Below are 19,288 nucleotides of genomic sequence, written 5' to 3'. Positions count from 1 at the left end.
GTGCCTCCTGCAAAGCATACCATTGTGTGCCGTTTAGCCGCGTCGCGGTCCGGGAGCAACGGGCAAGCGGCGGGCAGACCGGGTGTTAGCGCCGGGAAAACGCGGCTTTTCCGGGTGCATGACCGCGAGAAACGCGAACGCGCCGGGGCTGTCGGGCACCGGCGCGTCGGACATGGCTCTGCGGGGCGGGCGCCCCGCGGGCTCATTTACGGAAGGAATCGAGGCGGACAACCTCGGCGTCGTGCTTGACCGGCTCGCGCGAGGACTCGTCCGAGCCGCCATCGGGCGGGGTCGGCTCGTCGTCGTCATCCTCTTCCTCGTGGGTCTCGAAGCGCAGGCCGAACTCGACCGACGGGTCGACGAAGGTCTTGATCGCGTCGTAGGGGATGTAGAGCCGCTCGGGCGCGTCGCCGAAATTGAGCGTCACGGCAAAGCCGTCCTCGGTGACGTCGAGGTCCTCGTACCAGTGCTGCATGACCACGGTCATCTCGCCCGGGTAGCGGTCCGACAGCCAGTCGGCCAGTTCCACGTCCGGGTGCTGGGTGTCGAAGGTGATGAAGAAATGGTGGTCGCCCGGCAGGCCGGTCTCCTGGACCCCCGCGAGCACGTCATTGATGAGCCCGCGCATGGCGCGGTGCATGAGATTGCCGTAGTCGATGCCGGCGGGCATGTGCTGCTCCTCGTCGCTTTCGTTTCACCATATTAGATTTGACAGCGAGGAAAAGGGGACATGGAGCGAAAAATCGCCGGGTATGTCCGTTTCGGGGTAATGCATTAATTAATAAAAGCTTATCGAATAAGCCGAGGAATGGATCAGCGCAAAAGCCGCGCCTGCCGTAACGGCAAGGGTGAGCGGCACCGAGCGGCGCAGCGGACCAAGCAGCACGGCGGCAAGCAGGGTCAGCGCGAGCGCGCCCGGGCGCAGGCTGGCGGGCACCGGCAGTTCCGGGGCAAGGGGGCCGAAGGCGGGGATCCGGGTCTCGGCGAAGAGCACGTGCAGGGCGAACCACAGGGTGAGATTGGCGATGACGCCCAGCACCGCGGCGGTGATCGCGCCGAGCGCGCCCTGCAGGCGGGGCCGGGCGAGCAGCCGCTCGAGATGCGGCGCGAAGGCGAAGATCCACAGGAAACAGGGGATGAAGGTGACCCAGAGCACCATCGCCCCGGCCGCCAGCGCCATCGGCCAGCCGCCGGCGGCAAAGCCGGTGATCATGCCGACGAACTGGGTGACGAGGATCAGCGGACCGGGCGTGGTCTCGGCCAGCCCCAGCGCATCGGCCATCTGCGCGGGCGCTAGCCAGCCGCGCGCGGTCACCGCCTCCTGCGCGAGCCATGCGAGCACCGCGTAGGCGCCGCCGAAGGAGAACACCGCGAGCTTCGAGAAGAGCATGCCGATCTCGTAGAGCAGCGTCTGCCCGGCAAGACCCGCGATCACCATGGGCGCGAACCAGAGCGTCACCCAGAGTGGCCAGACCCAGATCCGCTCGGTCACCGGGGCGGGCACCGGCTGGACCTCGGCGGGGGCGGCCCGGTCGGTGCCGAGCCAGCCGACCAGCGCGGCGCAGGCGATGACCAGCGGGAAGGGGGCGTGCAGCACGTAGAGCGCGGCAAAGGCCGAGACCGCGATGAGCAGCGCGCTTCGGCTGGTCAGCACCTTGCGCGCGAGCTTCAGCAGCGCCTGCGCCACCAGCGCGATCACCGTCGCCTTGACCCCGAGCATCAGCCCCGCGATCTCGGGGCGCGTGCCGTAGCTCGAGTAGAGCAGCGCCAGCACCGCGATCACCAGCGCCCCGGGCAGCACGAAGAGCCCGCCGGCGAGCAGCCCTCCCGCCACGCCGCGCAGGCGCCAGCCGGCCCAGGTGGCAAGCTGCATCGCCTCGGGTCCGGGCAGCAGCATGCAGAAGGAGAGCGCCTGCAGGTACTGGCGTTCGGTCAGCCAGCCGCGCTCCTCGACGATCTCGCGGTGCAGCAGGGCGATCTGCGCCGCGGGGCCGCCGAAGCTGAGCAGGCCGATGCGCAGGAAGGTGAGGAAGAGCTGGGAAAACGGCGTCATGGCAGGTATTTGGCTTGGCTCCCGTGACGGTTTCACGACGTTCTCAGCCCAGCACGCGCGCGATCTCGCGCAGGATCTTGCGGCGCAGCGTCTCGGCGTAGCCCTGGTGGCTGCGGGCGGTCATCACGAAGCCGTCGCGGGTGACCAGCACCTGCCGGTAGTAGTTGGTGACCGGCAGGCCATGGCCCGGTCCCTCGATGGCAAGCCCGTTGACCGTCACGCCCATGCGCTCGGCGCGGACCCGCGCGGCAGAGGCGGGCGGGCCGGAATTGGGCGTGCCGTCGCCCGAGACGTCGATCACCAGCCGCTCGCAGGCGGGGGCGATCTCGATCGCGTCGAGCGCCGCGTGCAGTGCCGCGCCGGGCGCCGTGTCCGAGAGGACGAAGACCCGCTCCATGCGAAGCGCGGCCTCGGCAAAGGCGGCAAGATCGGCGGGCTCGGCGATCTCGGTCCAGCCCAGCACCAGCGCCTGGTGCCCGGGGCCCGACCATTGCATCACCGCCAGCGCCACGCGGTCCTCGACCATGATCTCGGCGATCTGCGGATCGCGCAGGGCAAGCGCAAGCCCCTCGGCCTGGATGGCATATTCGGCGGGATCGACCGAGTTCGACACGTCCATGGCCAGCAGCAGCGCGGTTTCGCAGGCGCGGGCCTGGGCGGCGCAGAGCGCCGTGAGCAGGGCAAGACTTGCGACGTGAACAGGGGCCATGCGCGATGCTGACAGCCGCATTACGCGGGGTCAATCCCGCTGATCGTCGGGGGATGGTGGGGGAATTCTGGGGGAATTCTGGGGGGGGAGGAAGTGCAGGTTTCTGTTGCCAGGTACCTGCGAACCCCGCCTTAAGCTGCTAGGCCCAAGGGCTTAAAGTTCGGTTTTTCGGACTGCTTACGCAGCCAGAGCAACCGGAGCACGATTGTCGTTGGCAATTATGCTTAATGAACCGATAACGGTGGTATCTCACCGGGACAAAGCTACATCTTTACGCGTTCGTCGATCCTATTTCGGCCCCATGAACCCCAACGACGGGTTTTTTGGTGGAGCCGCCGGGTACCGCCCCCGGGTCCGATCCGTTTATTCCATGCGCGTTTATGCCCATAGTCCCTTGCGGGACATCCAACATATAGGACGGCGGCGCGGGGCTTTCAATGGGAGATCTGCGCGCGGCGCGCAGGGCCTGCCTCAGGCGGTGGCGGCGAAGAGATCGGCAAGCCGGGTCTCGCGCTGGCCGAGCCGGGCGAGCGCCTGGGCCTCGTCGCGGAAGACGTGGATCTCGAGCGGCAGGCGCGAGGACAGCACCTGCTGGGCCATGCGCGCGACGCCGAATCCAAGATCGGAGGGCGAGTAATAGGCCACCGGAGCGGCGCAGTCGTCGAATGCGCCGGATTCCTCGATCTGCGCGCAGAGCCACTGCAATTTCGAAAAACCTCCCCGGTAGGAGGTAATCCCGGAATTGTCGATCAGCAGTCCCAGACCGCTCCGCCATTCCGGGTCGGAGATGAGGCTGGCGACGGTCCGGTTGCATTCGTCGATGCAGGTGTCACCGAAAAACTTCAGGTAGACCATATTGCGGTCTGCAAGAATCCTGAAATCCCCCGACATATCGCTCTCCCCGAAGGACAAATGTGCTGACGCGCCTTGGAGTCATGTGCTACGTCCCGGCGGATCTGTCAAACGATATGTCGCCTTGGCGACTTTCGGCCCGTGGCTGACCCCGCGGCAGCGGGTCTACCCGGCGTTTTCCAGCAATTGCGCGAAGCTCCGCTCCGCCACCCCCAGCAGCGTCAGGCAGCCCATCTCGCTTTGCTGCACCAGCGTCACGATCCCGTCGAGACCGTCCCAGGAATTGAGCACCAGCTTGCTGAGTTTGAAGCTGATCGGGGTGGGGGCGTAATAGACCAGCAGGGTCTGGCTCTCGACCGAGGTGAGCGCCTCGGCCTTGCGGGCCTGTATCTTCATCAGCTCGAGGAAATCGCCATCCCAGCCGGTCAGGCCGGAAAGGTCGACGAGCTGCTTCTGGCCGGGGCGGAAATCCGGATGGGTGGCATATTCGCCGAAGGCCGCCATCGTCTCCGCAAGCCGGGCGCGCCCCTCGTATCGCACGAAGACGAGACCGTGTTTTTGCAGGATGCGAAAGCTGACTGTCATATTCCCAAGTTTTTTTCTTGTTTCGTCAGAGCGTTGTCTATTTCACCTGTCAGCGTCAACGATGACTCTCATTTACATCTTTTTCTGCGCGCCCGGCGTCCAGCAATGGAAAAGGGCCGCCCCGCATATGGGGACGGCCCTGAAGGCTGCGGAAATCCTGCCGGCGTGGCCTCGGGGCCACGCACCGGCAGGAAGAAGGTCAGTCCATCGCCTTGAAGTTGAACGCCGCGCCGTCCTTGATGCCCGAGAACCAGCGCGCCGTGACGGTCTTGGTCTTGGTGTAGAAGCGGAAGGCGTCGGGGCCGTACTGGTTGAGATCGCCGAAGGCCGATTTCTTCCAGCCGCCGAAGGTGTGGTACGAGAGCGGCACCGGGATCGGGAAGTTGATGCCGACCATGCCCACGTTCACCCGGTGCGCAAAGTCGCGCGCGGTGTCGCCATCGGCGGTGTAGATCGCCGTGCCGTTGCCGTAGGGGTTGTCGATCACCAGCTCGAGCGCTTCCTCGTAGGAGCCGGCGCGGACCGTGCTCAGCACCGGGCCGAAGATCTCTTCCTTGTAGATGTCCATGTCGGGCGTCACGTTGTCGAAGAGCGACGGGCCGACGAAGAAGCCGTCCTCATAGCCCTGCAGCGAGAAGTCGCGGCCGTCGATCACGAGACTCGCGCCCTGCTCGACACCCGAGCTGACGAGACCGTCGATCCGGGCCTTGGCGGCGGCGGTGATGACCGGGCCGTAGTCGACGTCCTCGCCCGCGGTGTAGGGGCCGACCTTCAGCTTCTCGATGCGCGGCACCAGTTTCTCGATCAGCGCATCGGCGGTCTCTGCGCCCACCGGCACGGCCACCGAGATCGCCATGCAACGTTCGCCCGCCGCGCCGAAGCCGGCACCGACCAGCGCGTCGGCGGCCTTGTCGAGGTCGGCGTCGGGCATGATGATCATGTGGTTCTTGGCACCGCCGAAGCACTGCGCGCGCTTGCCGTTGGTGGCGGCGCGGCCATAGATGTACTGCGCGATCGGCGTCGAGCCGACGAAGCCCACGGCCTGGATCGTCTCGTTGTCGAGGATCGCGTCGACCACTTCCTTGTCACCGTTGACCACCTGCAGCACGCCCTCGGGCAGGCCGGCCTCGATCAGCAGCTCGGCAAGCCGCAGCGAGGTCGAGGGGCAGCGCTCGGAGGGCTTGAGGATCATCGCGTTGCCGCAGACCAGCGCCGGGGCCATCTTCCAGAGCGGGATCATCGCCGGGAAGTTGAACGGGGTTATGCCGGCGACCACGCCGAGCGGCTGGCGCATGGAGTAAAGGTCGATGCCCGGGCCGCCGTCATCGGTGAAGTCGCCCTTCAGCATGTGCGGCGCGCCCATGCAGACCTCGACCACCTCGAGACCGCGCTGCACGTCGCCGCGCCCGTCGGGCAGGGTCTTGCCATGCTCGCGCGAGACCAGCTCCGCGAGCTCGTCCATGTGCTCGTTGATGAGCTGGCCGAACTTCATCATGACGCGGGCGCGGCGCTGCGGGTTGGTCGCGGCCCAGCCCTTCTGCGCCTCGGCGGCCTTGGCCACGGCGTCGTTCAGCTCTTCCACGGTCGCCAGCGGGACGCGGGCCTGCACCTCGCCGGTGGCGGGGTTGAAGACGTCGCTGAAACGGCCCGAGGTGCCCTTCACATGCGCGCCGTTGATGAAATGGGTAAGTTCCTGCATTGCAGCCTCCTTCTGTTGGCCGGCACTCTAGCCTTGCGGAAATGCAGCGGACAGGGGTAATCCGGCAAAAAGGTTTTGCAAAAATTCAGGTGCGCCATGCGGGAGAACTGGGATGATTTGCGGATTTTCCTTGCCGTGGCGCGGGGCGAGAGCCTGTCGGCGGCGGGGCGGGTGCTGCGCATGGACCCGGCGACGGTGGGGCGGCGCGTCGCGCGGCTCGAGCAGGCGCTGGGGCATCCGCTCTTTGCCAAGTCGCCGCAGGGCTACACGCTGACCGAGGCCGGGGCGCGGCTGCTGGTCCATGCGGAAAGCGCCGAGGCGGCGCTGGGGCAGGGCGCGCAGGCGCTGATGGGCGCGTCCGAGGGCTTTGCCGGGCAGATTCGCATCGGCGCCCCCGACGGCTGCGCCAACTTCCTGCTGCCGCAGGTCTGCGCGAAGATCGCCGAGGCCAACCCCGGGCTCGACCTGCAGATCGTCTCGCTGCCGCGCGTGGTGAACCTGTCGCGGCGCGAGGCGGACATGGCGATCGCCGTCTCGGCCCCCACGGCGGGGCGGCTGGTGGTGCAGAAGATCTCGGACTACCGGCTGCACCTCGCGGCCTCGGAGGATTACCTCGCCCGGCACGCCCCGATCCGCAGCCGCGCCGACCTGCAGGGGCACCGGATCGTCGGTTACATCCCCGACATGATCTTCGACCGCGAGCTCGACTACCTCAGCGATCTCGGGCTCGAGCGGGTGCGGCTCGCCTCGAACTCGGTGGCGGTGCAGTTCCACTGGCTGCGGCTGGGGGCAGGGCTGGGGATCGTGCACGATTTCGCGCTGCCCGCCGCGCCGGGGCTGCGCAAGGTGCTGCCCGGCGAGGTCTCTCTCACCCGCAGCTTCTACCTCGTGCGCCACGCCGACGACCGCCGCCACGCCCGCCTTAACGGATTCGCAGCGCTTCTGGCGGAGGCTATGCGCCGCGAGCTGGCGGCGCTCGAGGCGGCCGCGTCCTGACCCTGCGGAAGGCGCGGGCGTGCCAGCCCGACGCATAAACCGGACGTCGCGGTTGACAGAACTCCGCGGCGGGCGGACGCTGGAAGGTGTCAGCAGCGCTTAGGAGGAAAGCCGCATGCAGGTACAACAGATTCTCAAGGACAAGTCCGACGACGGCGTGGTCACCGTCACCCCCGGCAGCAGCGTCGGCGACGCCGCGCAGGTTCTTTCCGAACGGCGGATCGGTGGCGTGGTGATCTCGGAAGACGGGCAGAGGCCGGTGGGGATCCTTTCGGAGCGCGACATCGTGCGCGCGCTTGCCGCGCAGGGCGCCAGCGTCCTGAGCATGGCCTGCGAGGAGCTGATGACGCGCAAGCTGCAGGTCTGCACCCGTGACGAGGACACCAACGTCGTGCTGGCCCGCATGACCGAGGGGCGATTCCGCCACATGCCGGTGGTCGAGGACGGGATGCTGGTCGGCATCATCTCGATCGGCGACGTGGTGAAGGCGCAGATCGCCGAGCTGGCCATGGAGAAGGACGCGCTCCAGGGCATGATCATGGGGTTCTGAGCCGGGGCTCCACACAGGGAAGGCCGGTTTCGGGGTTGCATTCCCGGACGCAATATCGTTGCGTGCGCCGGACATGCCCCCGCTGGCGACCCTGGAGGACCACATGCGCATCGGCCTTTATCCCGGAACCTTCGATCCGATCACGCTGGGCCATATGGACATCATCCGCCGCGCCTCGGCGCTGGTGGACCGGCTCGTGATCGGGGTCGCGATCAACCGCGACAAGGGCCCGCTGTTCAACCTCGAGGAGCGCGTCGCGATGATCGAGACCGAATGCGCCGGGCTCTCCGAGCAGACCGGCACCGAGATCGTCGCGCATCCGTTCGAGAACCTGCTGATCGACTGCGCCCGCGACGTGGGGGCGCAGATCATCATCCGCGGGCTGCGCGCCGTGGCCGATTTCGAATACGAATTCCAGATGGTCGGGATGAACCGCGCGCTCGACACCAGCATCGAGACGGTCTTCCTGATGGCCGAGGCCCGGCACCAGGCGATCGCGTCCAAGCTGGTGAAGGAGATCGCCCGGCTGAACGGCGACGTGAGCAAGTTCGTCACGCCGACCGTCAACGAAGCGCTGAAGGCGCGCTTCGCAAAGGGCTGATCCGCGGCGGCGGACCAGCCTTCGATTCTCAGTGGCCGTAGACGGCGATGCGCGCGGTCTCGGCCTCGCGGCCGGCGATGTCGCAGTCGATGCGGGTGCGCAGCGGCAGGGACATCAGCGCCTGGCGGGTGCGGCGATAGGCGAAACGGCGGGCGAAGCTGTCACGGACGGCATTGATGGCTTTGGTCATGGCTCTGTTCCATTTCATCGGCGGACGCCTCCATCGGGAAGGCGCCGCATCTGCGGGTCGGTCTGGTCGAAATTCCGGGTCGGGGCGATGCGAAGGTCACCCTGCCGTTGGCGCTAACCTAGGCCTTGCTGCAGCGCAGAACAATTGACGGAATTCCACACCCGCCTTGCACACGGTGCATGGCAGCGGCGGCCTTTCGGGGCAGTGGCGGCAAGTCTTTGTAAACCATTGTCGATTAACCCTGTTGCCGGACGGCGGCGCGGCGCGCGCCCCTCCCGGCCGCTGCAGAAGCGTGACCGACTCGATGCCTGAAGTCAGTGCCAGAAGGGAGACAGGCGATGGAAATTCCGCGCGACATGACCGGTTTCGCCCGGCCCGGCCGCCCGCGGCAGGTGGCATCCCGGGGCCCGGCCCCGGCGGAGGCGGCGGGCACGCCGCCGACCGGGCCGCTGCCGCCCCCGGTGCCGGTCACCACCCAGATGCTGCCGCTCGCCCTCCTGTCCCAGGTCCGGCCGCAGGAGCGTCCCGCCGGGCTCGTCGCGCAGGAGGGCTATGGCGCGGCGCTGGGGATCGTGCGCGACTGAGCTTTGGCGACGGGGCCGACCGCAAGGAAAAAGGCGGGGCACGCTGGCCCCGCCTTCCGGTATCGCTCCGATCCTGCGGCGGATCAGATCAGCTTGCCCATCGCCACGGCGGTGTCGGACATGCGGTTCGAGAAGCCCCACTCGTTGTCGTACCAGGACAGGATGCGCACCATGGTGCCGTCCATGACCTTGGTCTGGTCGGTGTGGAAGATCGAGCTGTGCGGGTCGTGGTTGAAGTCGATCGAGACGTTCTTCTTGTCGGTGTAGCCGAGGATGCCGTTCAGCTTGCCGTTGGCCGCGACGCGGACCGCGTCGTTGATCTCTTCGACGGTGGTCTCGCGCTCGGCCTCGAACACCAGGTCGACGACCGAGACGTTCGGCGTGGGCACGCGGATCGCCACGCCGTCGAGCTTGCCGTTGAGCTCGGGCAACACGAGGCCGACGGCCTTGGCCGCGCCGGTCGAGGTCGGGATCATCGACATGGCCGCGGCGCGGGCGCGGTAGAGATCCTTGTGCATCGTGTCCAGCGTCGGCTGGTCGCCGGTGTAGCTGTGGATCGTGGTCATGAAGCCCTTCTTGATGCCGACGGTGTCGTTCAGCACCTTGGCGACGGGCGACAGGCAGTTGGTGGTGCAGGACGCGTTCGAGACGATGAGGTCGTCCTTGGTCAGCGTGTTGTCGTTCACCCCGTAGACGATGGTCTTGTCCGCGCCCGCCGAGGGGGCGGAGACCAGCACGCGGCTCGCGCCGTTGGCGAGGTGCGCGGCGGCCTTCTCGCGGTCGGTGAAGATGCCGGTGCATTCCATCACCACGTCGACATGCGCCCAGGGCAGGTCGGCGGGGTTGCGCTCGGCGGTCACCTTGATCGGGCCGCGGCCGGCGTCGATCGTGTCGCCCGAGACCGAGACGCGGTGCGGGAAGCGGCCGTGGACGCTGTCGAACTGCAGCAGGTGCGCGTTGGTCTCGACCGGGCCGAGATCGTTGATCGCCACGACCTCGATGTCGGTGCGGCCGGATTCGATGATTGCGCGCAGCACGTTGCGCCCGATGCGGCCGAAGCCGTTGATCGCTACCTTGACGGTCATGATGTCTCCTCGCTGTCCGAGAGTCTTGGGTTGTCCAGAGGTCAACAGGATACGCGGGGCAAGTCAATACTGGGACTGTTAGCGCTCACCGCCAGAATGCCATCCAATCGAGCAGAATGAAGAACTTGCGCCCGAGGTAGAGCAGGTGCCGGCTGTCGAACAGCGTCAGATCCACCGCGACGGCGATGATCAGCAGGGCTCCGATCCAGAGGGCGATGCGATTGGTCATTTTGTCGTGATGCCAGAGCCTTGCGCCGCTGTCACCTGTCTTCTGCGGCAACGGGGACGGGCTGTGGCGCGGGGGCTGCGCCGGTCATCAGCTCCTCGATGAAGAGGCTCAACAATGCGCCGCGCCCCGCCACCCCCGCCTTGCGGTAGATGGCGTTGAGGTGCGATTTCACCGTGCCCTCGGCCGATCCGCGCAGCGCGGCGATCTCGGGGATGGTCATGCCCTTGAGGGTGAACATCGCCACGTCGCGCTCGGACCCGGTCAGCCCCCAGGCCGAGAACTGCGTCTCGACGATCTCGTGGAAGGCGCCGGTGGCGAGCGAGACCTGCTGCTCGAGATGGGCGTTGTGCCGCAGCAGCTTGAAGAGGAAGCGCAGCTCGACCCAGATCGCCGCGGCGAGGCAGAGCACCATGCTGCCCTCGAGAAAGGCCTCGGGGTCGGTCATCGGGTTCCAGCCCGCCTCGGTCGCGTCGAACACGACGTCGACCACGAAGAAGGCCGTGCAGAGCAGCTGCACGGCGATCAGGAGGGTGAGGACGAGGGGTCTGTCGGGGCTTTGCGGCGTCATGCCTCGATCTTTGCGTCATCCGGGACGCATTTGACACCCGTAACCATGGCCTTCGGCAGATTTACCCCGGTGCGGCGGCTTTCCCACAGCACCGCGCCGACGTGCAGCACGACCGAGACCTCGGCCCAGCTGACCAGCGCCTCGTGCAGCTCCTTGACCCAGCCCACGCCCCAGTAGGTGTCGGTGGTCATCATCACGCCGGTGGCGATGATCGCGCAGAGCGTCAGCAGCAGGTTGAAGATCATCAGCGCGCCGAGCGGGGTGTGCAGCAGGTGCACGCGGCGGCGGCCGGTGGCCATGTCGGTGATCTGCTCGGCGAGCCCGGCGCGGGTCGGCATGAAGCTGGCGAAGCGCGCCGAATAGGGGCCGGTGAAGCCCCAGACCAGCCGCAGCAGGATCAGCGCGCCGATGGCGTAGCCGATCCAGCGGTGCAGCCGGGATTCGGGATTGTCGAAGAGCGCGTTGGCGGCGAAAAAGCTCACCAGGCTCCAGTGGAAGATCCGCAGCAAGGGATCCCAGATGAAATGGCGGGACATGCGGTCGGGCATCGGCGTGGTCCTCTCTCAGGGGAGCAGGGATGCGCCGGCCCCGCGCGAGGCGGGGCCGGCAGGCATCACTCGGACTTGCTGCGGACGATCTTCAGGCTTTCGTCGAGGTAGAGCTCGAACTTCTTGCCATCCTTCAGCGCATAGACCTCGATCATCCCGTCCTCGCTGTCGATGCGGCGCACCTCGTAGCCCTCGGCCGTGAGCTTCTCGCGCACCTGGGCCTGGGTTGCTACGGGGACGGAGGGGGAGGCCAGCGCGGCGGTGGCGGAGAGCAGGGCGGCCGCAAGGCCGGTGGTCAGAAGGCGGTAGGTCATCGATCGGTCTCCTGTATGAGCGGCACGGGACATCCGTGCCACGAGGACCGATCTGACGTGGCGCCGGCGGGCTCGCCATGCACCGCGGGGGGCAGATACCGCCCCCTGCAACTTTGGTTGAGAGCGGTTTTCCGCGCCCTCAGGCCCGGGTCGTGTGCCGCCATGCGGCGATCCAGACCAGCGCAAGTCCCAGCGAAATCAAGGCGTTCCAGCTGGCCATCGAGAGGCCGAGGAACTGCCAGGCGACCTCGTCGCAGCGCACCAGCGGCGCGTTCATGATCTGGTTGAGCAGATCGTCGGTGGACATGCCGCCGACCGGACCCGAGGTGCAGGTGGTCGGGCCTTCCCACCAGCCGCGCTCGACGCCGGTGTGGTAGAGGCCGATGCCCGAGGTGGTCAGCGCCGCGGCCGCGCCGAGCAGCGGCAGGATCCGCGCCCGGAATGCCAGCGCCAGCGCGCCGATCAACACGGCCGCGGCATGCGGCCAGCGCTGCAGGATGCACAGGTGGCAGGGTGCGAGCCCGCCGATGTATTGCGAGCCGATCGCGCCGAGCAGCACGGCGGCCGATCCGCCGGCGGCGATCAGGATGAGGAACTTGCGCAGGTCAGTCATGGTCTCAGAGGTATTTCACCAGGAAGAAGCCGCCGGCGAGCAGCAGCACGAAGACAGTAAACACCAGGCCGAGCCGGTTTTCGATGAAATCCCGGATCGGCGCCCCGAAGGCGCGCAGCAGCGCCGCGACGATGAAGAAGCGGAAGGCGCGGGCGATGATGGCGGTGGTGACGAAGATGCCGAGCGACATCGAGGTCCAGCCCGACATGATGGTGATCACCTTGAACGGGAAGGGGGTGATCCCGGCGATCAGCACGGCCCAGAAGCCCACCCCGTTGAAGCGGGCGTTGAAGCTCTCCATCGCGTCGGCCTTGCCGAGCGTCTCGAGGATCGGGCGGCCGATGCTGTCGAAGAAGAAATGCCCGATCGCGTAGCCGAAGAGCCCGCCGATCACCGAGGCGGCGGTGGCCACCAGCGCGATCAGCCAGGCCCGGCGCGGCGCCGCGAGGATCATCGGGATCATCAGCACGTCGGGCGGGATCGGGAAGACCGAGGCTTCGATGAAGGAGACCGCTGCCAGCGCCCAGAGCGCCTTGGGGTGATCGGCAAGCGACATGGTCCAGTCGTAGAGGCGGCGCAGCATCGGCAGGTCGGTCTCCGGCGGTTGTGTCTCCCGCAGGAAGCACGGGCGGCGGCAGGGTGCAAGCCATTGACCGGGCTTTTGCCCTGACAGTTCCGTCAGTGTGACGCCGGGCCGTGACGATTGCCGCTTTACGCGGCGCGGTGCTGCGGCTAAATCGGTGCCCGTGCCCAAGTGGCGGAATGGTAGACGCAGGGGATTCAAAATCCCCCGCCGCAAGGCGTGCCGGTTCGAGTCCGGCCTTGGGTACCAAGCTGAAATCATTCAGCTTTCCGCGATTTCACAACCTTCGCAGAAACCCCTGAAATTCACACACTCACGGTGTGAACTCACGGTTTCCCTGTTCACCCCCTGTTCGTTCTCCGTCACTCGCGCCGCTTCTGCGCCGCCTTCGAAAGCGCCTTGCGGTTCGCCTTCTTCCGGTAGAACGCCACCATCTGCGCGCTCTGCCCGGTGACGGCTTGGATTTCGGCGTCAGACGCGCCGGCCTCGGCCAACTCGACGATCGCAAGCTTCCGCAGCCCATGCAGCGTGAACGGCTTTGCGCGCTCCCCGAGGTCTTTGCGCCAAGTGCGGAACGCGTGCTCGATCGATGAATAGCCCACGGGCTCGGTCAGGTTCTTCGCCAGCATGTGGGCCCCGCGCTTCGGCAGGCCGTCGACGAAGACGCGCAGCCGGTCTGGGCAGTAGACCGGGAACATCTCGTCGCTCTTCTCGTCGACCACGGTCATCCATTCCCCGGCGAACTGGTCCCGCCGCATGGTGATGGCCGCGCTCGGGCGCTGGCCGGTGCCCCGGATAAGCTCGGCGGCGATCTGCACGCGCTCGGGGGCCGTATTGAGCTTGGCGATCATCCAGTCTGGCCACGGCTCATACTCGCGCGCGGGCTTGTACTTCGCGAGCCCTGAGGCCGGGTTGGGCCCGAGCGGCCAGTCCAGTTCCTTCGCGGCGTAGTTCCAGAGGATGGAAATGGTTTGCGCGTAGCGGCTGGCCTTCCGCGGGGTGGCGGCAAGGTTGCTCAGAGCGGCGCGCATCTGCTTGCGCGTGAGGTCGCGCATATCCTTGCCGCCGTTCTTCTCGAGGATGGTGTCCATCGCCCGGCGGTAGCTCTTCTTGGTGCTCGGGGCGAGCTCGCCCTGGATGGTCAGGTCAGACCGCCATTCGACGATGCACTCGCGCCAGGTGTGCGTTGCTGGCCGTACCTGCGTCGCGTGCTTGCCGCTCCGCGCGAGCCAGTACATCCGGTCGAGCTCCACCTCGTCACCGCCCCACGCGAGGAAGACTTCCTTCTGGCGCGGCTTGCCGTCTTCGGTCCAGTACGACCGATGGTAGGGTTGCCACGCTCCGCGCTCCCAGCGCCATATGAGTCCTTTGCGCTGGATGCGGGGCTTCGGGGGCTTCAAAGTTCAAAGTCCTCTTTCGGGATGGCGTTCTTGCCGGACAGGATGGCCTCGATCTGCGCCACGCTCCACCGCTTCTGGTCGCCGATCATCACCGGCGGCGGGAGCGCGCCTTGGGCGACGAGAGCGCGGAAGCAGGCCGGTGGCATGTCGAGCAGCTGGGCGGCGCGGGACTCGCGGACGGCGAGGGGCTGGCTGTGAGTCATGGTGCCTCCGTCTTCACCGAGGGGTGGGCCTTGAGCGCCGCCACCTGCTTCTCGGTCATGTACATGCGGTTCCCGAGATGCACGGCACTGGTCTCGGTCACGGTGAGCTTCTCGCCCTCGTGCTCGATCTCGGTGCCCGGCTCTACGGCGATGATCTCTATGCCTCCGAACATGTTGCCTCCCGTCGAACTGCCGCCCCCAGCCGCTCGATCTCGGCTGCTGCTATAGGGTCCCGACCTACCCAAAAGGATAGAGGCCTACCCGCATGGGCTAATCCCTTAGTATCGACAGACTCGGTTTTGGCCGACAGCATGGGTGCTGTCTGTGAGTGGACGCGTTGGTCCGAGTGCTCCATGGAATTCGCCGGTCCATTTGACTGGGTCCTTGGGAGTGTAGGTATTTCAAGCTTTATTTCTTGATTAGCATCTGCCTCGGTGAGGGCCTCGTCCCTTTCCGGGGCATTTGGTGTGGCGAACTCACTCATGCGGCTTGCTCCTTCATCGCGGTCACCAGGTGCGCGCAGTTCGACCGCACCAGCGCCTCGGCCAACGGCGGGCAGACGCTGTTCCCGACGCAGGACACCTGCACGTCCTTCGGGAAGGCCTCGAAGTCCCACTCGCCGCCGCGCTCGTGCCAGACACCCTCGATCACGTAGTCGGACGGGAAGCCCTGCGCGTTGAAGAGTTCGCGCGGGGTGAGCATCCGCATGCCGACATCGACGATGACGAAGGACGTACCGCCGATCTCGACGGTGACGAACTCGCGGTCATCCCAGAGGCCGTGCTCGCGCAGCAACTCCGCCACCTGGCGGGCGCGTGGCGCGTGGCTATCGTCGAAGGGTGGGGCCGCGAGCGCGGCTTGCATCGGCACGATCCGATCCTTGGTGGTGATCGTGTGCATCGGTTCGGTGGCGGGCGCGCCATCGCCGGTGCCGTAGTATTTCGCAAGCCATGCGGCGACCGGCGTCTGGTGGCTGCCCGAGCTGGTGACGGTCGAGATCGGCTCACCAGCGGGGCGGCCCGGGTGAACGCCGCGCCCGTCCTTGTTCTGCTGGGCGAGGAAGGCCGCGACCGGGTACTGCTTCACGCCGCCCGCCACGACGGTGTTGAGCGGCGCGGTGATGTCGAGCGCGCGGGGCGCCTGGCCTTTCCGCTCGCCGTTCCCGACATGCACCATGGTCGCGGCGATCATGCTGTTCTGGTCTTTCTTGCTCGCGCAGATGGTGTGGTGCGGATCCTCGATCGACCGGCAGCGGCCGCCCTGCTGCGCGTAGGTCAGCACCGGCGCAACGACGGCGCCGTGGTTGCCTTCGGCGCAGACGGTGGGGTGAGGCTGCGCCACGGGGTCCATACGGCGCGTGGTGCCCTTCAGGCTGGCCAGCAGCGGCGCGAGGATGCCGAGCGGTGCCGCGCCGCCGGGGCGCTTGAGGTAGCTGTTGGCGGTGACCGTGGGGAGCGGGGCGGCGATGTCGCTGCCAGTGGCGCCGGTCATGAACTTCGCGATCGACGGAGCGATGAGCGCGGTCTTCCCGCCGCCGCCGGCGGTGATGGTGGGCGAAGGCATGTCGATGTCGGCGGCGCTCGAGCACTTGAACTGCCGCATTAGCGTGGGCGCGACCACCGCGTGCGAGATGCCTCCTGCGGTCACGACGCCATGCGGCTCGGTGAGCGGGTATTCCCGGCGGCCGCCGCTGTCGCCGTGGGCGATGCTCACGAGGTAGGGGTGCCCGGCGTCCAGCACGTAGCGGCGCAGCCCCTTGGCGACACGGGCGAGCGTGTTGTCGGCCAGCGGGCGCACGGCGCGCAGCCCGTGCTTTTCCATGACTTCGGCCTTGCTGTCGAAGATCGACGGACAAGGCAGCGACCAGTCGATGCATTCCGCCGCTGTGCGCCACGGCAGCAGCTTGCCCGCCTTCACCTCGGGGGAATCCGGCGCGCTATGCGTGGGCGCGGGCCAGACGATCCGCTGGCCGTCGAAGCGGATGGCGACGAAGAGCCGCTTGCGGATGGTCGGCGCGCCGTAGTCGCAGGCGCGCAGCTCGCGGCGCTCGATCTTGCCGCCGAGCTTGCGGATAGCCTTGCACCAGGTGGCGAAGGTCTCGCCCTTGCGGTCGGGGCAGGGCATCAGGCCGCGCTCGGTCTCGATCAGCGGGCCCCAGCCGGCGAACTCCTCGACGTTCTCCATCAGCACGACGTCGACGCGCCCGCCGCTCTTCTGGATGCGCTCGATCCAGCCGGGGATGATCCACGCGAGATCGCGGATGTTGCGCGCCACAGGCTTGCCGCCCTTGGCCTTGCTGAAGTGCTTGCAGTCCGGGCTGAACCACATGAGGCCGATGTGCTTGCCCGCGAGATGGTCGAGCGGATCGACGCGATAGACGTTCTCGGAGAGGTGCAGCGTCTCGGGGTGGTTCGCTGCGTGCAGCGCCAGCGCCGCCGGGTTGTGGTTGATCGCGATGTCGGGCCCGCGGCCGAGCGCCTGCTCGATGCCGGTGCTCGCCCCGCCGCCGCCGGCGAAGCTGTCGACGATCAGCGGCAGGCCGTTGAGGGCGCGGTCGGGCAGCTCGGGGAAGTCGAAGGTGTCGCGCATCAGTAGACCTCCGAAAAGGAGCGGATCGCCGATGCGAGCAGTGAAAGGACAAAGCTGAGCAGGGAGACGCCGCCGATGACGATGATCGCGAAGACCAGGACGCCGACCCACCATCCCTCGGGCAGCAGCGGCTCGCGGCGCACGGTGCTTTGGGGTTTGAGCGGGGGCAGGTCGGCCGACTTGCGATGAGCGTGCTCGCCCATGGATGGCGGCGGCGCGATAGGTGCTGAAAGGACGTCCTGCATCAATCCATCCCCAGCGCGGCTTTGTACATCGCGAGCACCGCCTCTTCCTCGGCGATGTCGGCCTTGTCGCGCTTGCGTAGGGCGATGACCTTGCGCAGGACTTTGGTGTTGTAGCCTCGGCCCTTGGCCTCGGCCATCACCGCCTTCTGCTGGTCGGCGATCTCCTTCTTCTCGAGGTCGAGGCGCTCGAAGCGCTCGATGAACTGCTTCAGTTCGCCCGCGGCGACGCCATACGCGTCGTTCTTCACCTCGATGTCCTCGGCGGTTTCCTTCATCGGGGTGTGCTTCTTCGACGCTGATCGGGCCATGTCGGCGCCGACGTCGTCGGGCTGAAAGTCGTTCTCGTGAGGCATCAACATGCTCGGTCCTCGTTGAAGAAACTGGCCCCCTCGCCGCGTTCATTCGCGGGGCATACGCAGATTCCATGGTTGGGCGCGGCGAGGGGATGCGGGCCTCATGCCCGGCATTCGGTGTGATCGGTTCCATGTTGGGCGGCATCCAGCGGGCGCGGGCCTGTAGAGAGTCCGGCGACCGCGTGAGTGGTGGCTTCTTCTTGGTCGTCGTCTCTTCGCGCCGGACGGCTGGCAGCGCCCGTGGCTGGATGGCGCCGGGCATGGGACCGACGGGGATGGGTTAGGCCGCGCCTTCGGGCTGGCCGAGCAGCCGCTGGATGAGGCGAGCGCGCCTGGCGGCCCGCTCGCCCTTCACCCGCTCGCATGCGGCGGTGATGGCGGGGCGGGCCCGCTCGAGCACGGCAGCGAGATCATCCTCGCGATCGGCCACCACCGGTGGGGCCGGATAGTGCGAGGTCATCGCCTCGAGCCGTGCGAGGCGCTCACTGATGATTGGCTTACCTTGGGCCTCTTTGGCATCGAGCCAAGATTCCTGGCAGATATCTGGGAAATCGACTGCAAGGCCGGGGTTAGTGAGATGCAGGGCAAATCTATTATGCGCGCGGTCAGGTGTGCGAGCTGGCACTGGGCTGTCTCCCTAAAAGTAGAACCCGCGGAACATTAGGCTAACATGCGGGATGTGCACAATGTAGCGAAAAACGCTACACAAAGCAACCACCGTGTAACTTATTTAGCTACAAATTGCGTAAATCTCTGTTAATACGAGGTTTTCGGCTTGCGGGCAGCGGGGTGCGGACCACTTCGGCTGAACTAAGAATGAGGGACTAGGCTCAAGACCCATTGATTGTGCCGGGGGGCATGATGCACCGCGCGAGAACAGAGCGGTGATATGTCTGATCTCTTCTGGCTGAGCGATGCGCAGATGACGCGTCTGGAGCCCTACTTCCCGAAGTCCCACGGCAAACCTCGCGTTGATGATCGGCGCGTTCTCAGCGGGATTATCTTGATCAATCGCAATGGGTTGCGCTGGAGATACGCGCCAAGGGAATACGGCCACCACAAGGCGCTCTACAACCGCTGGAAGCGTTGGAGCGACAAGGGCATCTTCGCGAGGATGATGGCGGGACTGGCTGCCGGGCACGGCGAGAAAAAGACCGTGATGATTGACGCAACCTACCTGAAGGCTCACCGAACGGCGTCCAGTTCGGCCGCCAAAAAGGGGGGCCTGGCCGCCTGATCGGACGGACCAAGGGCGGCATGAACGCGAAACTGCCTGCCATTTGCGACAGCCAAGGGCGTCCCCTCAACCTGTTCGTCACAGCAGGCCAGGTGAGCGACTACGTCGGCGCGCGGGCGCTTCGCGACAGTCTGCCGGATGTCGACTGGCTGCTCGGGGATCGCGGCTACGACGCCGACTGGTTTCGGGAAGCTTTGAAAGACAAACGGATACGCGCCTGCATCTCCGGACGGAAACAGCGCAAGGCGACGGTGAAGTATGACAAGCGCCGCTACAAACGCCGAAACCGGATCGAGATCATGTTCGGCAGGCTCAAGGACTGGCGCCGCGTTGCCACTCGCTATGACCGATGCCCGAAGATCTTCCTGTCAGCCGTCGCTCTCGCCGCTACTGTGACCTTCTGGCTATGAGTCCTGAGCCCAGTAAGAGAATATCGGCTACTCCGATCAGAAATCTATTCACTGGCATTGAAATCCACCACCACCGCGCTGTGAAAAGACGC

At 66.5% G+C, this 19,288-nt stretch carries 26 protein-coding genes, 1 tRNA gene and 1 other RNA gene; 6 read left to right on the top strand and 22 right to left on the bottom strand.

Going from position 1 to position 19,288, the window contains the following annotated elements:
• Nucleotides 1-202 precede the first annotated feature (202 nt).
• The 7 genes from PVT71_RS13855 to PVT71_RS13825 all read right to left on the bottom strand — a co-directional run bounded on the left by PVT71_RS13855 (nt 203) and on the right by PVT71_RS13825 (nt 5,898).
• Complete coding sequence (locus PVT71_RS13855) at nt 203-670, bottom strand: ClpXP protease specificity-enhancing factor SspB (RefSeq protein WP_353472372.1); 468 nt, start codon at nt 668-670, stop codon at nt 203-205.
• Nucleotides 671-778: 108 nt separating this feature from the next.
• Nucleotides 779-2,053: a chromate efflux transporter gene (gene chrA / locus PVT71_RS13850; protein ID WP_353472371.1), complete on the bottom strand. Its 1,275-nt coding sequence runs from the start codon at nt 2,051-2,053 to the stop codon at nt 779-781.
• A 43-nt stretch (nt 2,054-2,096) separates the two neighbouring features.
• Nucleotides 2,097-2,762 (bottom strand): DUF1194 domain-containing protein, encoded by a 666-nt coding sequence (locus PVT71_RS13845; protein WP_353472370.1) that lies wholly within the window; start codon nt 2,760-2,762, stop codon nt 2,097-2,099.
• A gap of 92 nt (nt 2,763-2,854) precedes the next feature.
• Nucleotides 2,855-3,204: a transfer-messenger RNA gene (ssrA, locus tag PVT71_RS13840) on the bottom strand.
• A 29-nt stretch (nt 3,205-3,233) separates the two neighbouring features.
• Nucleotides 3,234-3,617 carry a hypothetical protein gene (locus tag PVT71_RS13835; RefSeq protein ID WP_353472369.1) on the bottom strand — a complete coding sequence of 128 codons (384 nt, stop codon included), beginning with the start codon at nt 3,615-3,617 and terminating at the stop codon, nt 3,234-3,236.
• 162 nt (nt 3,618-3,779) lie between these two features.
• Nucleotides 3,780-4,199, bottom strand: coding sequence for a hypothetical protein (locus PVT71_RS13830; RefSeq protein WP_353472368.1), 420 nt, complete (start codon nt 4,197-4,199; stop codon nt 3,780-3,782).
• A 199-nt stretch (nt 4,200-4,398) separates the two neighbouring features.
• The gene (locus PVT71_RS13825; RefSeq protein ID WP_353472367.1) at nt 4,399-5,898 is read right to left on the bottom strand and encodes a CoA-acylating methylmalonate-semialdehyde dehydrogenase; all 1,500 of its coding nucleotides are present in this window, start codon (nt 5,896-5,898) and stop codon (nt 4,399-4,401) included.
• Between the two features lie 96 nt (nt 5,899-5,994).
• Here PVT71_RS13825 and PVT71_RS13820 point away from each other — a divergent pair, with 96 nt between their 5' ends.
• From PVT71_RS13820 to coaD, 3 genes are all read left to right on the top strand, one after another.
• Nucleotides 5,995-6,894, top strand: coding sequence for a LysR family transcriptional regulator (locus tag PVT71_RS13820; protein ID WP_353472366.1), 900 nt, complete (start codon nt 5,995-5,997; stop codon nt 6,892-6,894).
• Nucleotides 6,895-7,009: 115 nt separating this feature from the next.
• On the top strand, nt 7,010-7,444 hold the full coding sequence (locus PVT71_RS13815; protein ID WP_353472365.1) for a CBS domain-containing protein: 435 nt from the start codon (nt 7,010-7,012) through the stop codon (nt 7,442-7,444).
• 103 nt (nt 7,445-7,547) lie between these two features.
• Nucleotides 7,548-8,045: a pantetheine-phosphate adenylyltransferase gene (gene coaD, locus PVT71_RS13810; RefSeq protein ID WP_353472364.1), complete on the top strand. Its 498-nt coding sequence runs from the start codon at nt 7,548-7,550 to the stop codon at nt 8,043-8,045.
• A 28-nt stretch (nt 8,046-8,073) separates the two neighbouring features.
• Here the strand turns inward: coaD and PVT71_RS13805 are convergent, their stop codons facing one another.
• Nucleotides 8,074-8,235 carry a glyceraldehyde-3-phosphate dehydrogenase gene (locus PVT71_RS13805; RefSeq protein ID WP_353472363.1) on the bottom strand — a complete coding sequence of 54 codons (162 nt, stop codon included), beginning with the start codon at nt 8,233-8,235 and terminating at the stop codon, nt 8,074-8,076.
• Between the two features lie 338 nt (nt 8,236-8,573).
• On the opposite strand from PVT71_RS13805, the gene PVT71_RS13800 reads away from it, so the two are divergent.
• Nucleotides 8,574-8,819, top strand: coding sequence for a hypothetical protein (locus PVT71_RS13800; protein ID WP_353472362.1), 246 nt, complete (start codon nt 8,574-8,576; stop codon nt 8,817-8,819).
• An 83-nt stretch (nt 8,820-8,902) separates the two neighbouring features.
• Here the strand turns inward: PVT71_RS13800 and gap are convergent, their stop codons facing one another.
• From gap to PVT71_RS13765, 7 genes are all read right to left on the bottom strand, one after another.
• Entirely contained in the window at nt 8,903-9,904 is a 1,002-nt protein-coding gene (gap, locus tag PVT71_RS13795) for a type I glyceraldehyde-3-phosphate dehydrogenase (RefSeq protein ID WP_353472361.1), read from the bottom strand.
• Nucleotides 9,905-9,989: 85 nt separating this feature from the next.
• Nucleotides 9,990-10,133 carry a hypothetical protein gene (locus PVT71_RS13790; protein ID WP_353472360.1) on the bottom strand — a complete coding sequence of 48 codons (144 nt, stop codon included), beginning with the start codon at nt 10,131-10,133 and terminating at the stop codon, nt 9,990-9,992.
• 31 nt (nt 10,134-10,164) lie between these two features.
• A complete protein-coding gene (locus PVT71_RS13785; protein WP_353472358.1) occupies nt 10,165-10,701 on the bottom strand; it encodes a LuxR C-terminal-related transcriptional regulator in 537 nt (178 codons plus the stop codon).
• The gene (locus PVT71_RS13780; protein WP_353472357.1) at nt 10,698-11,249 is read right to left on the bottom strand and encodes a cytochrome b/b6 domain-containing protein; all 552 of its coding nucleotides are present in this window, start codon (nt 11,247-11,249) and stop codon (nt 10,698-10,700) included. Before PVT71_RS13780 ends, PVT71_RS13785 begins: the two co-directional genes overlap by 4 nt.
• A 65-nt stretch (nt 11,250-11,314) precedes the next feature.
• Nucleotides 11,315-11,563, bottom strand: coding sequence for a PepSY domain-containing protein (locus PVT71_RS13775; protein WP_353472356.1), 249 nt, complete (start codon nt 11,561-11,563; stop codon nt 11,315-11,317).
• Nucleotides 11,564-11,702: 139 nt separating this feature from the next.
• Nucleotides 11,703-12,176, bottom strand: coding sequence for a disulfide bond formation protein B (locus tag PVT71_RS13770; protein WP_353472355.1), 474 nt, complete (start codon nt 12,174-12,176; stop codon nt 11,703-11,705).
• Between the two features lie 4 nt (nt 12,177-12,180).
• On the bottom strand, nt 12,181-12,759 hold the full coding sequence (locus tag PVT71_RS13765; RefSeq protein WP_353472354.1) for a YqaA family protein: 579 nt from the start codon (nt 12,757-12,759) through the stop codon (nt 12,181-12,183).
• Nucleotides 12,760-12,924: 165 nt separating this feature from the next.
• Here PVT71_RS13765 and PVT71_RS13760 point away from each other — a divergent pair.
• Nucleotides 12,925-13,008: transfer RNA gene (locus PVT71_RS13760), tRNA-Leu, on the top strand.
• A gap of 113 nt (nt 13,009-13,121) precedes the next feature.
• On the opposite strand, the gene PVT71_RS13755 is transcribed toward PVT71_RS13760, so the two are convergent.
• From PVT71_RS13755 to PVT71_RS13725, 7 genes are all read right to left on the bottom strand, one after another.
• Entirely contained in the window at nt 13,122-14,159 is a 1,038-nt protein-coding gene (locus tag PVT71_RS13755) for a tyrosine-type recombinase/integrase (RefSeq protein WP_353472353.1), read from the bottom strand.
• Nucleotides 14,156-14,362, bottom strand: a complete 207-nt coding sequence (locus PVT71_RS13750; RefSeq protein ID WP_353472352.1) for a hypothetical protein — start codon at nt 14,360-14,362, stop codon at nt 14,156-14,158. Before PVT71_RS13750 ends, PVT71_RS13755 begins: the two co-directional genes overlap by 4 nt.
• Nucleotides 14,359-14,535, bottom strand: coding sequence for a hypothetical protein (locus PVT71_RS13745; protein ID WP_353472351.1), 177 nt, complete (start codon nt 14,533-14,535; stop codon nt 14,359-14,361). The genes PVT71_RS13750 and PVT71_RS13745 overlap by 4 nt, the downstream gene beginning before the upstream one ends.
• 307 nt (nt 14,536-14,842) lie before the next feature.
• The gene (locus PVT71_RS13740; RefSeq protein ID WP_353472350.1) at nt 14,843-16,951 is read right to left on the bottom strand and encodes a DNA cytosine methyltransferase; all 2,109 of its coding nucleotides are present in this window, start codon (nt 16,949-16,951) and stop codon (nt 14,843-14,845) included.
• Complete coding sequence (locus tag PVT71_RS13735; RefSeq protein ID WP_353472349.1) at nt 16,951-17,196, bottom strand: hypothetical protein; 246 nt, start codon at nt 17,194-17,196, stop codon at nt 16,951-16,953. The genes PVT71_RS13740 and PVT71_RS13735 overlap by 1 nt, the downstream gene beginning before the upstream one ends.
• Nucleotides 17,196-17,471: a DUF2312 domain-containing protein gene (locus PVT71_RS13730; protein WP_353473885.1), complete on the bottom strand. Its 276-nt coding sequence runs from the start codon at nt 17,469-17,471 to the stop codon at nt 17,196-17,198. Before PVT71_RS13730 ends, PVT71_RS13735 begins: the two co-directional genes overlap by 1 nt.
• Nucleotides 17,472-17,829: 358 nt before the next feature.
• The gene (locus PVT71_RS13725; RefSeq protein ID WP_353472348.1) at nt 17,830-18,174 is read right to left on the bottom strand and encodes a hypothetical protein; all 345 of its coding nucleotides are present in this window, start codon (nt 18,172-18,174) and stop codon (nt 17,830-17,832) included.
• Between the two features lie 264 nt (nt 18,175-18,438).
• On the opposite strand from PVT71_RS13725, the gene PVT71_RS13720 reads away from it, so the two are divergent.
• A protein-coding gene (locus PVT71_RS13720) for an IS5 family transposase (RefSeq protein WP_353472347.1) occupies nt 18,439-19,196 on the top strand; the annotation gives its coding sequence in 2 pieces (ribosomal slippage) (nt 18,439-18,775 and nt 18,775-19,196; 759 coding nt in all).
• Nucleotides 19,197-19,288 lie beyond the last annotated feature (92 nt).

Origin of the sequence: Salipiger sp. H15 (assembly GCF_040409955.1) — a bacterium.
Classification (GTDB): domain Bacteria; phylum Pseudomonadota; class Alphaproteobacteria; order Rhodobacterales; family Rhodobacteraceae; genus Salipiger.
The sequence above is the reverse complement of the archived record's forward strand: the minus strand, read 5'-3'. Positions and strand labels throughout refer to the sequence as shown.

Coding starts and splice junctions, on each gene's coding strand:
- PVT71_RS13855 (WP_353472372.1), bottom strand. CDS start 670: ATGCCCGCCGGCATCGACTACGGCAATCTCATGCACCGCGCCATGCGC.
- chrA (WP_353472371.1), bottom strand. CDS start 2,053: ATGACGCCGTTTTCCCAGCTCTTCCTCACCTTCCTGCGCATCGGCCTG.
- PVT71_RS13845 (WP_353472370.1), bottom strand. CDS start 2,762: ATGGCCCCTGTTCACGTCGCAAGTCTTGCCCTGCTCACGGCGCTCTGC.
- PVT71_RS13835 (WP_353472369.1), bottom strand. CDS start 3,617: ATGGTCTACCTGAAGTTTTTCGGTGACACCTGCATCGACGAATGCAAC.
- PVT71_RS13830 (WP_353472368.1), bottom strand. CDS start 4,199: ATGACAGTCAGCTTTCGCATCCTGCAAAAACACGGTCTCGTCTTCGTG.
- PVT71_RS13825 (WP_353472367.1), bottom strand. CDS start 5,898: ATGCAGGAACTTACCCATTTCATCAACGGCGCGCATGTGAAGGGCACC.
- PVT71_RS13820 (WP_353472366.1), top strand. CDS start 5,995: ATGCGGGAGAACTGGGATGATTTGCGGATTTTCCTTGCCGTGGCGCGG.
- PVT71_RS13815 (WP_353472365.1), top strand. CDS start 7,010: ATGCAGGTACAACAGATTCTCAAGGACAAGTCCGACGACGGCGTGGTC.
- coaD (WP_353472364.1), top strand. CDS start 7,548: ATGCGCATCGGCCTTTATCCCGGAACCTTCGATCCGATCACGCTGGGC.
- PVT71_RS13805 (WP_353472363.1), bottom strand. CDS start 8,235: ATGACCAAAGCCATCAATGCCGTCCGTGACAGCTTCGCCCGCCGTTTC.
- PVT71_RS13800 (WP_353472362.1), top strand. CDS start 8,574: ATGGAAATTCCGCGCGACATGACCGGTTTCGCCCGGCCCGGCCGCCCG.
- gap (WP_353472361.1), bottom strand. CDS start 9,904: ATGACCGTCAAGGTAGCGATCAACGGCTTCGGCCGCATCGGGCGCAAC.
- PVT71_RS13790 (WP_353472360.1), bottom strand. CDS start 10,133: ATGACCAATCGCATCGCCCTCTGGATCGGAGCCCTGCTGATCATCGCC.
- PVT71_RS13785 (WP_353472358.1), bottom strand. CDS start 10,701: ATGACGCCGCAAAGCCCCGACAGACCCCTCGTCCTCACCCTCCTGATC.
- PVT71_RS13780 (WP_353472357.1), bottom strand. CDS start 11,249: ATGCCCGACCGCATGTCCCGCCATTTCATCTGGGATCCCTTGCTGCGG.
- PVT71_RS13775 (WP_353472356.1), bottom strand. CDS start 11,563: ATGACCTACCGCCTTCTGACCACCGGCCTTGCGGCCGCCCTGCTCTCC.
- PVT71_RS13770 (WP_353472355.1), bottom strand. CDS start 12,176: ATGACTGACCTGCGCAAGTTCCTCATCCTGATCGCCGCCGGCGGATCG.
- PVT71_RS13765 (WP_353472354.1), bottom strand. CDS start 12,759: ATGCTGCGCCGCCTCTACGACTGGACCATGTCGCTTGCCGATCACCCC.
- PVT71_RS13750 (WP_353472352.1), bottom strand. CDS start 14,362: ATGACTCACAGCCAGCCCCTCGCCGTCCGCGAGTCCCGCGCCGCCCAG.
- PVT71_RS13745 (WP_353472351.1), bottom strand. CDS start 14,535: ATGTTCGGAGGCATAGAGATCATCGCCGTAGAGCCGGGCACCGAGATC.
- PVT71_RS13740 (WP_353472350.1), bottom strand. CDS start 16,951: ATGCGCGACACCTTCGACTTCCCCGAGCTGCCCGACCGCGCCCTCAAC.
- PVT71_RS13735 (WP_353472349.1), bottom strand. CDS start 17,196: ATGCAGGACGTCCTTTCAGCACCTATCGCGCCGCCGCCATCCATGGGC.
- PVT71_RS13730 (WP_353473885.1), bottom strand. CDS start 17,471: ATGAAGGAAACCGCCGAGGACATCGAGGTGAAGAACGACGCGTATGGC.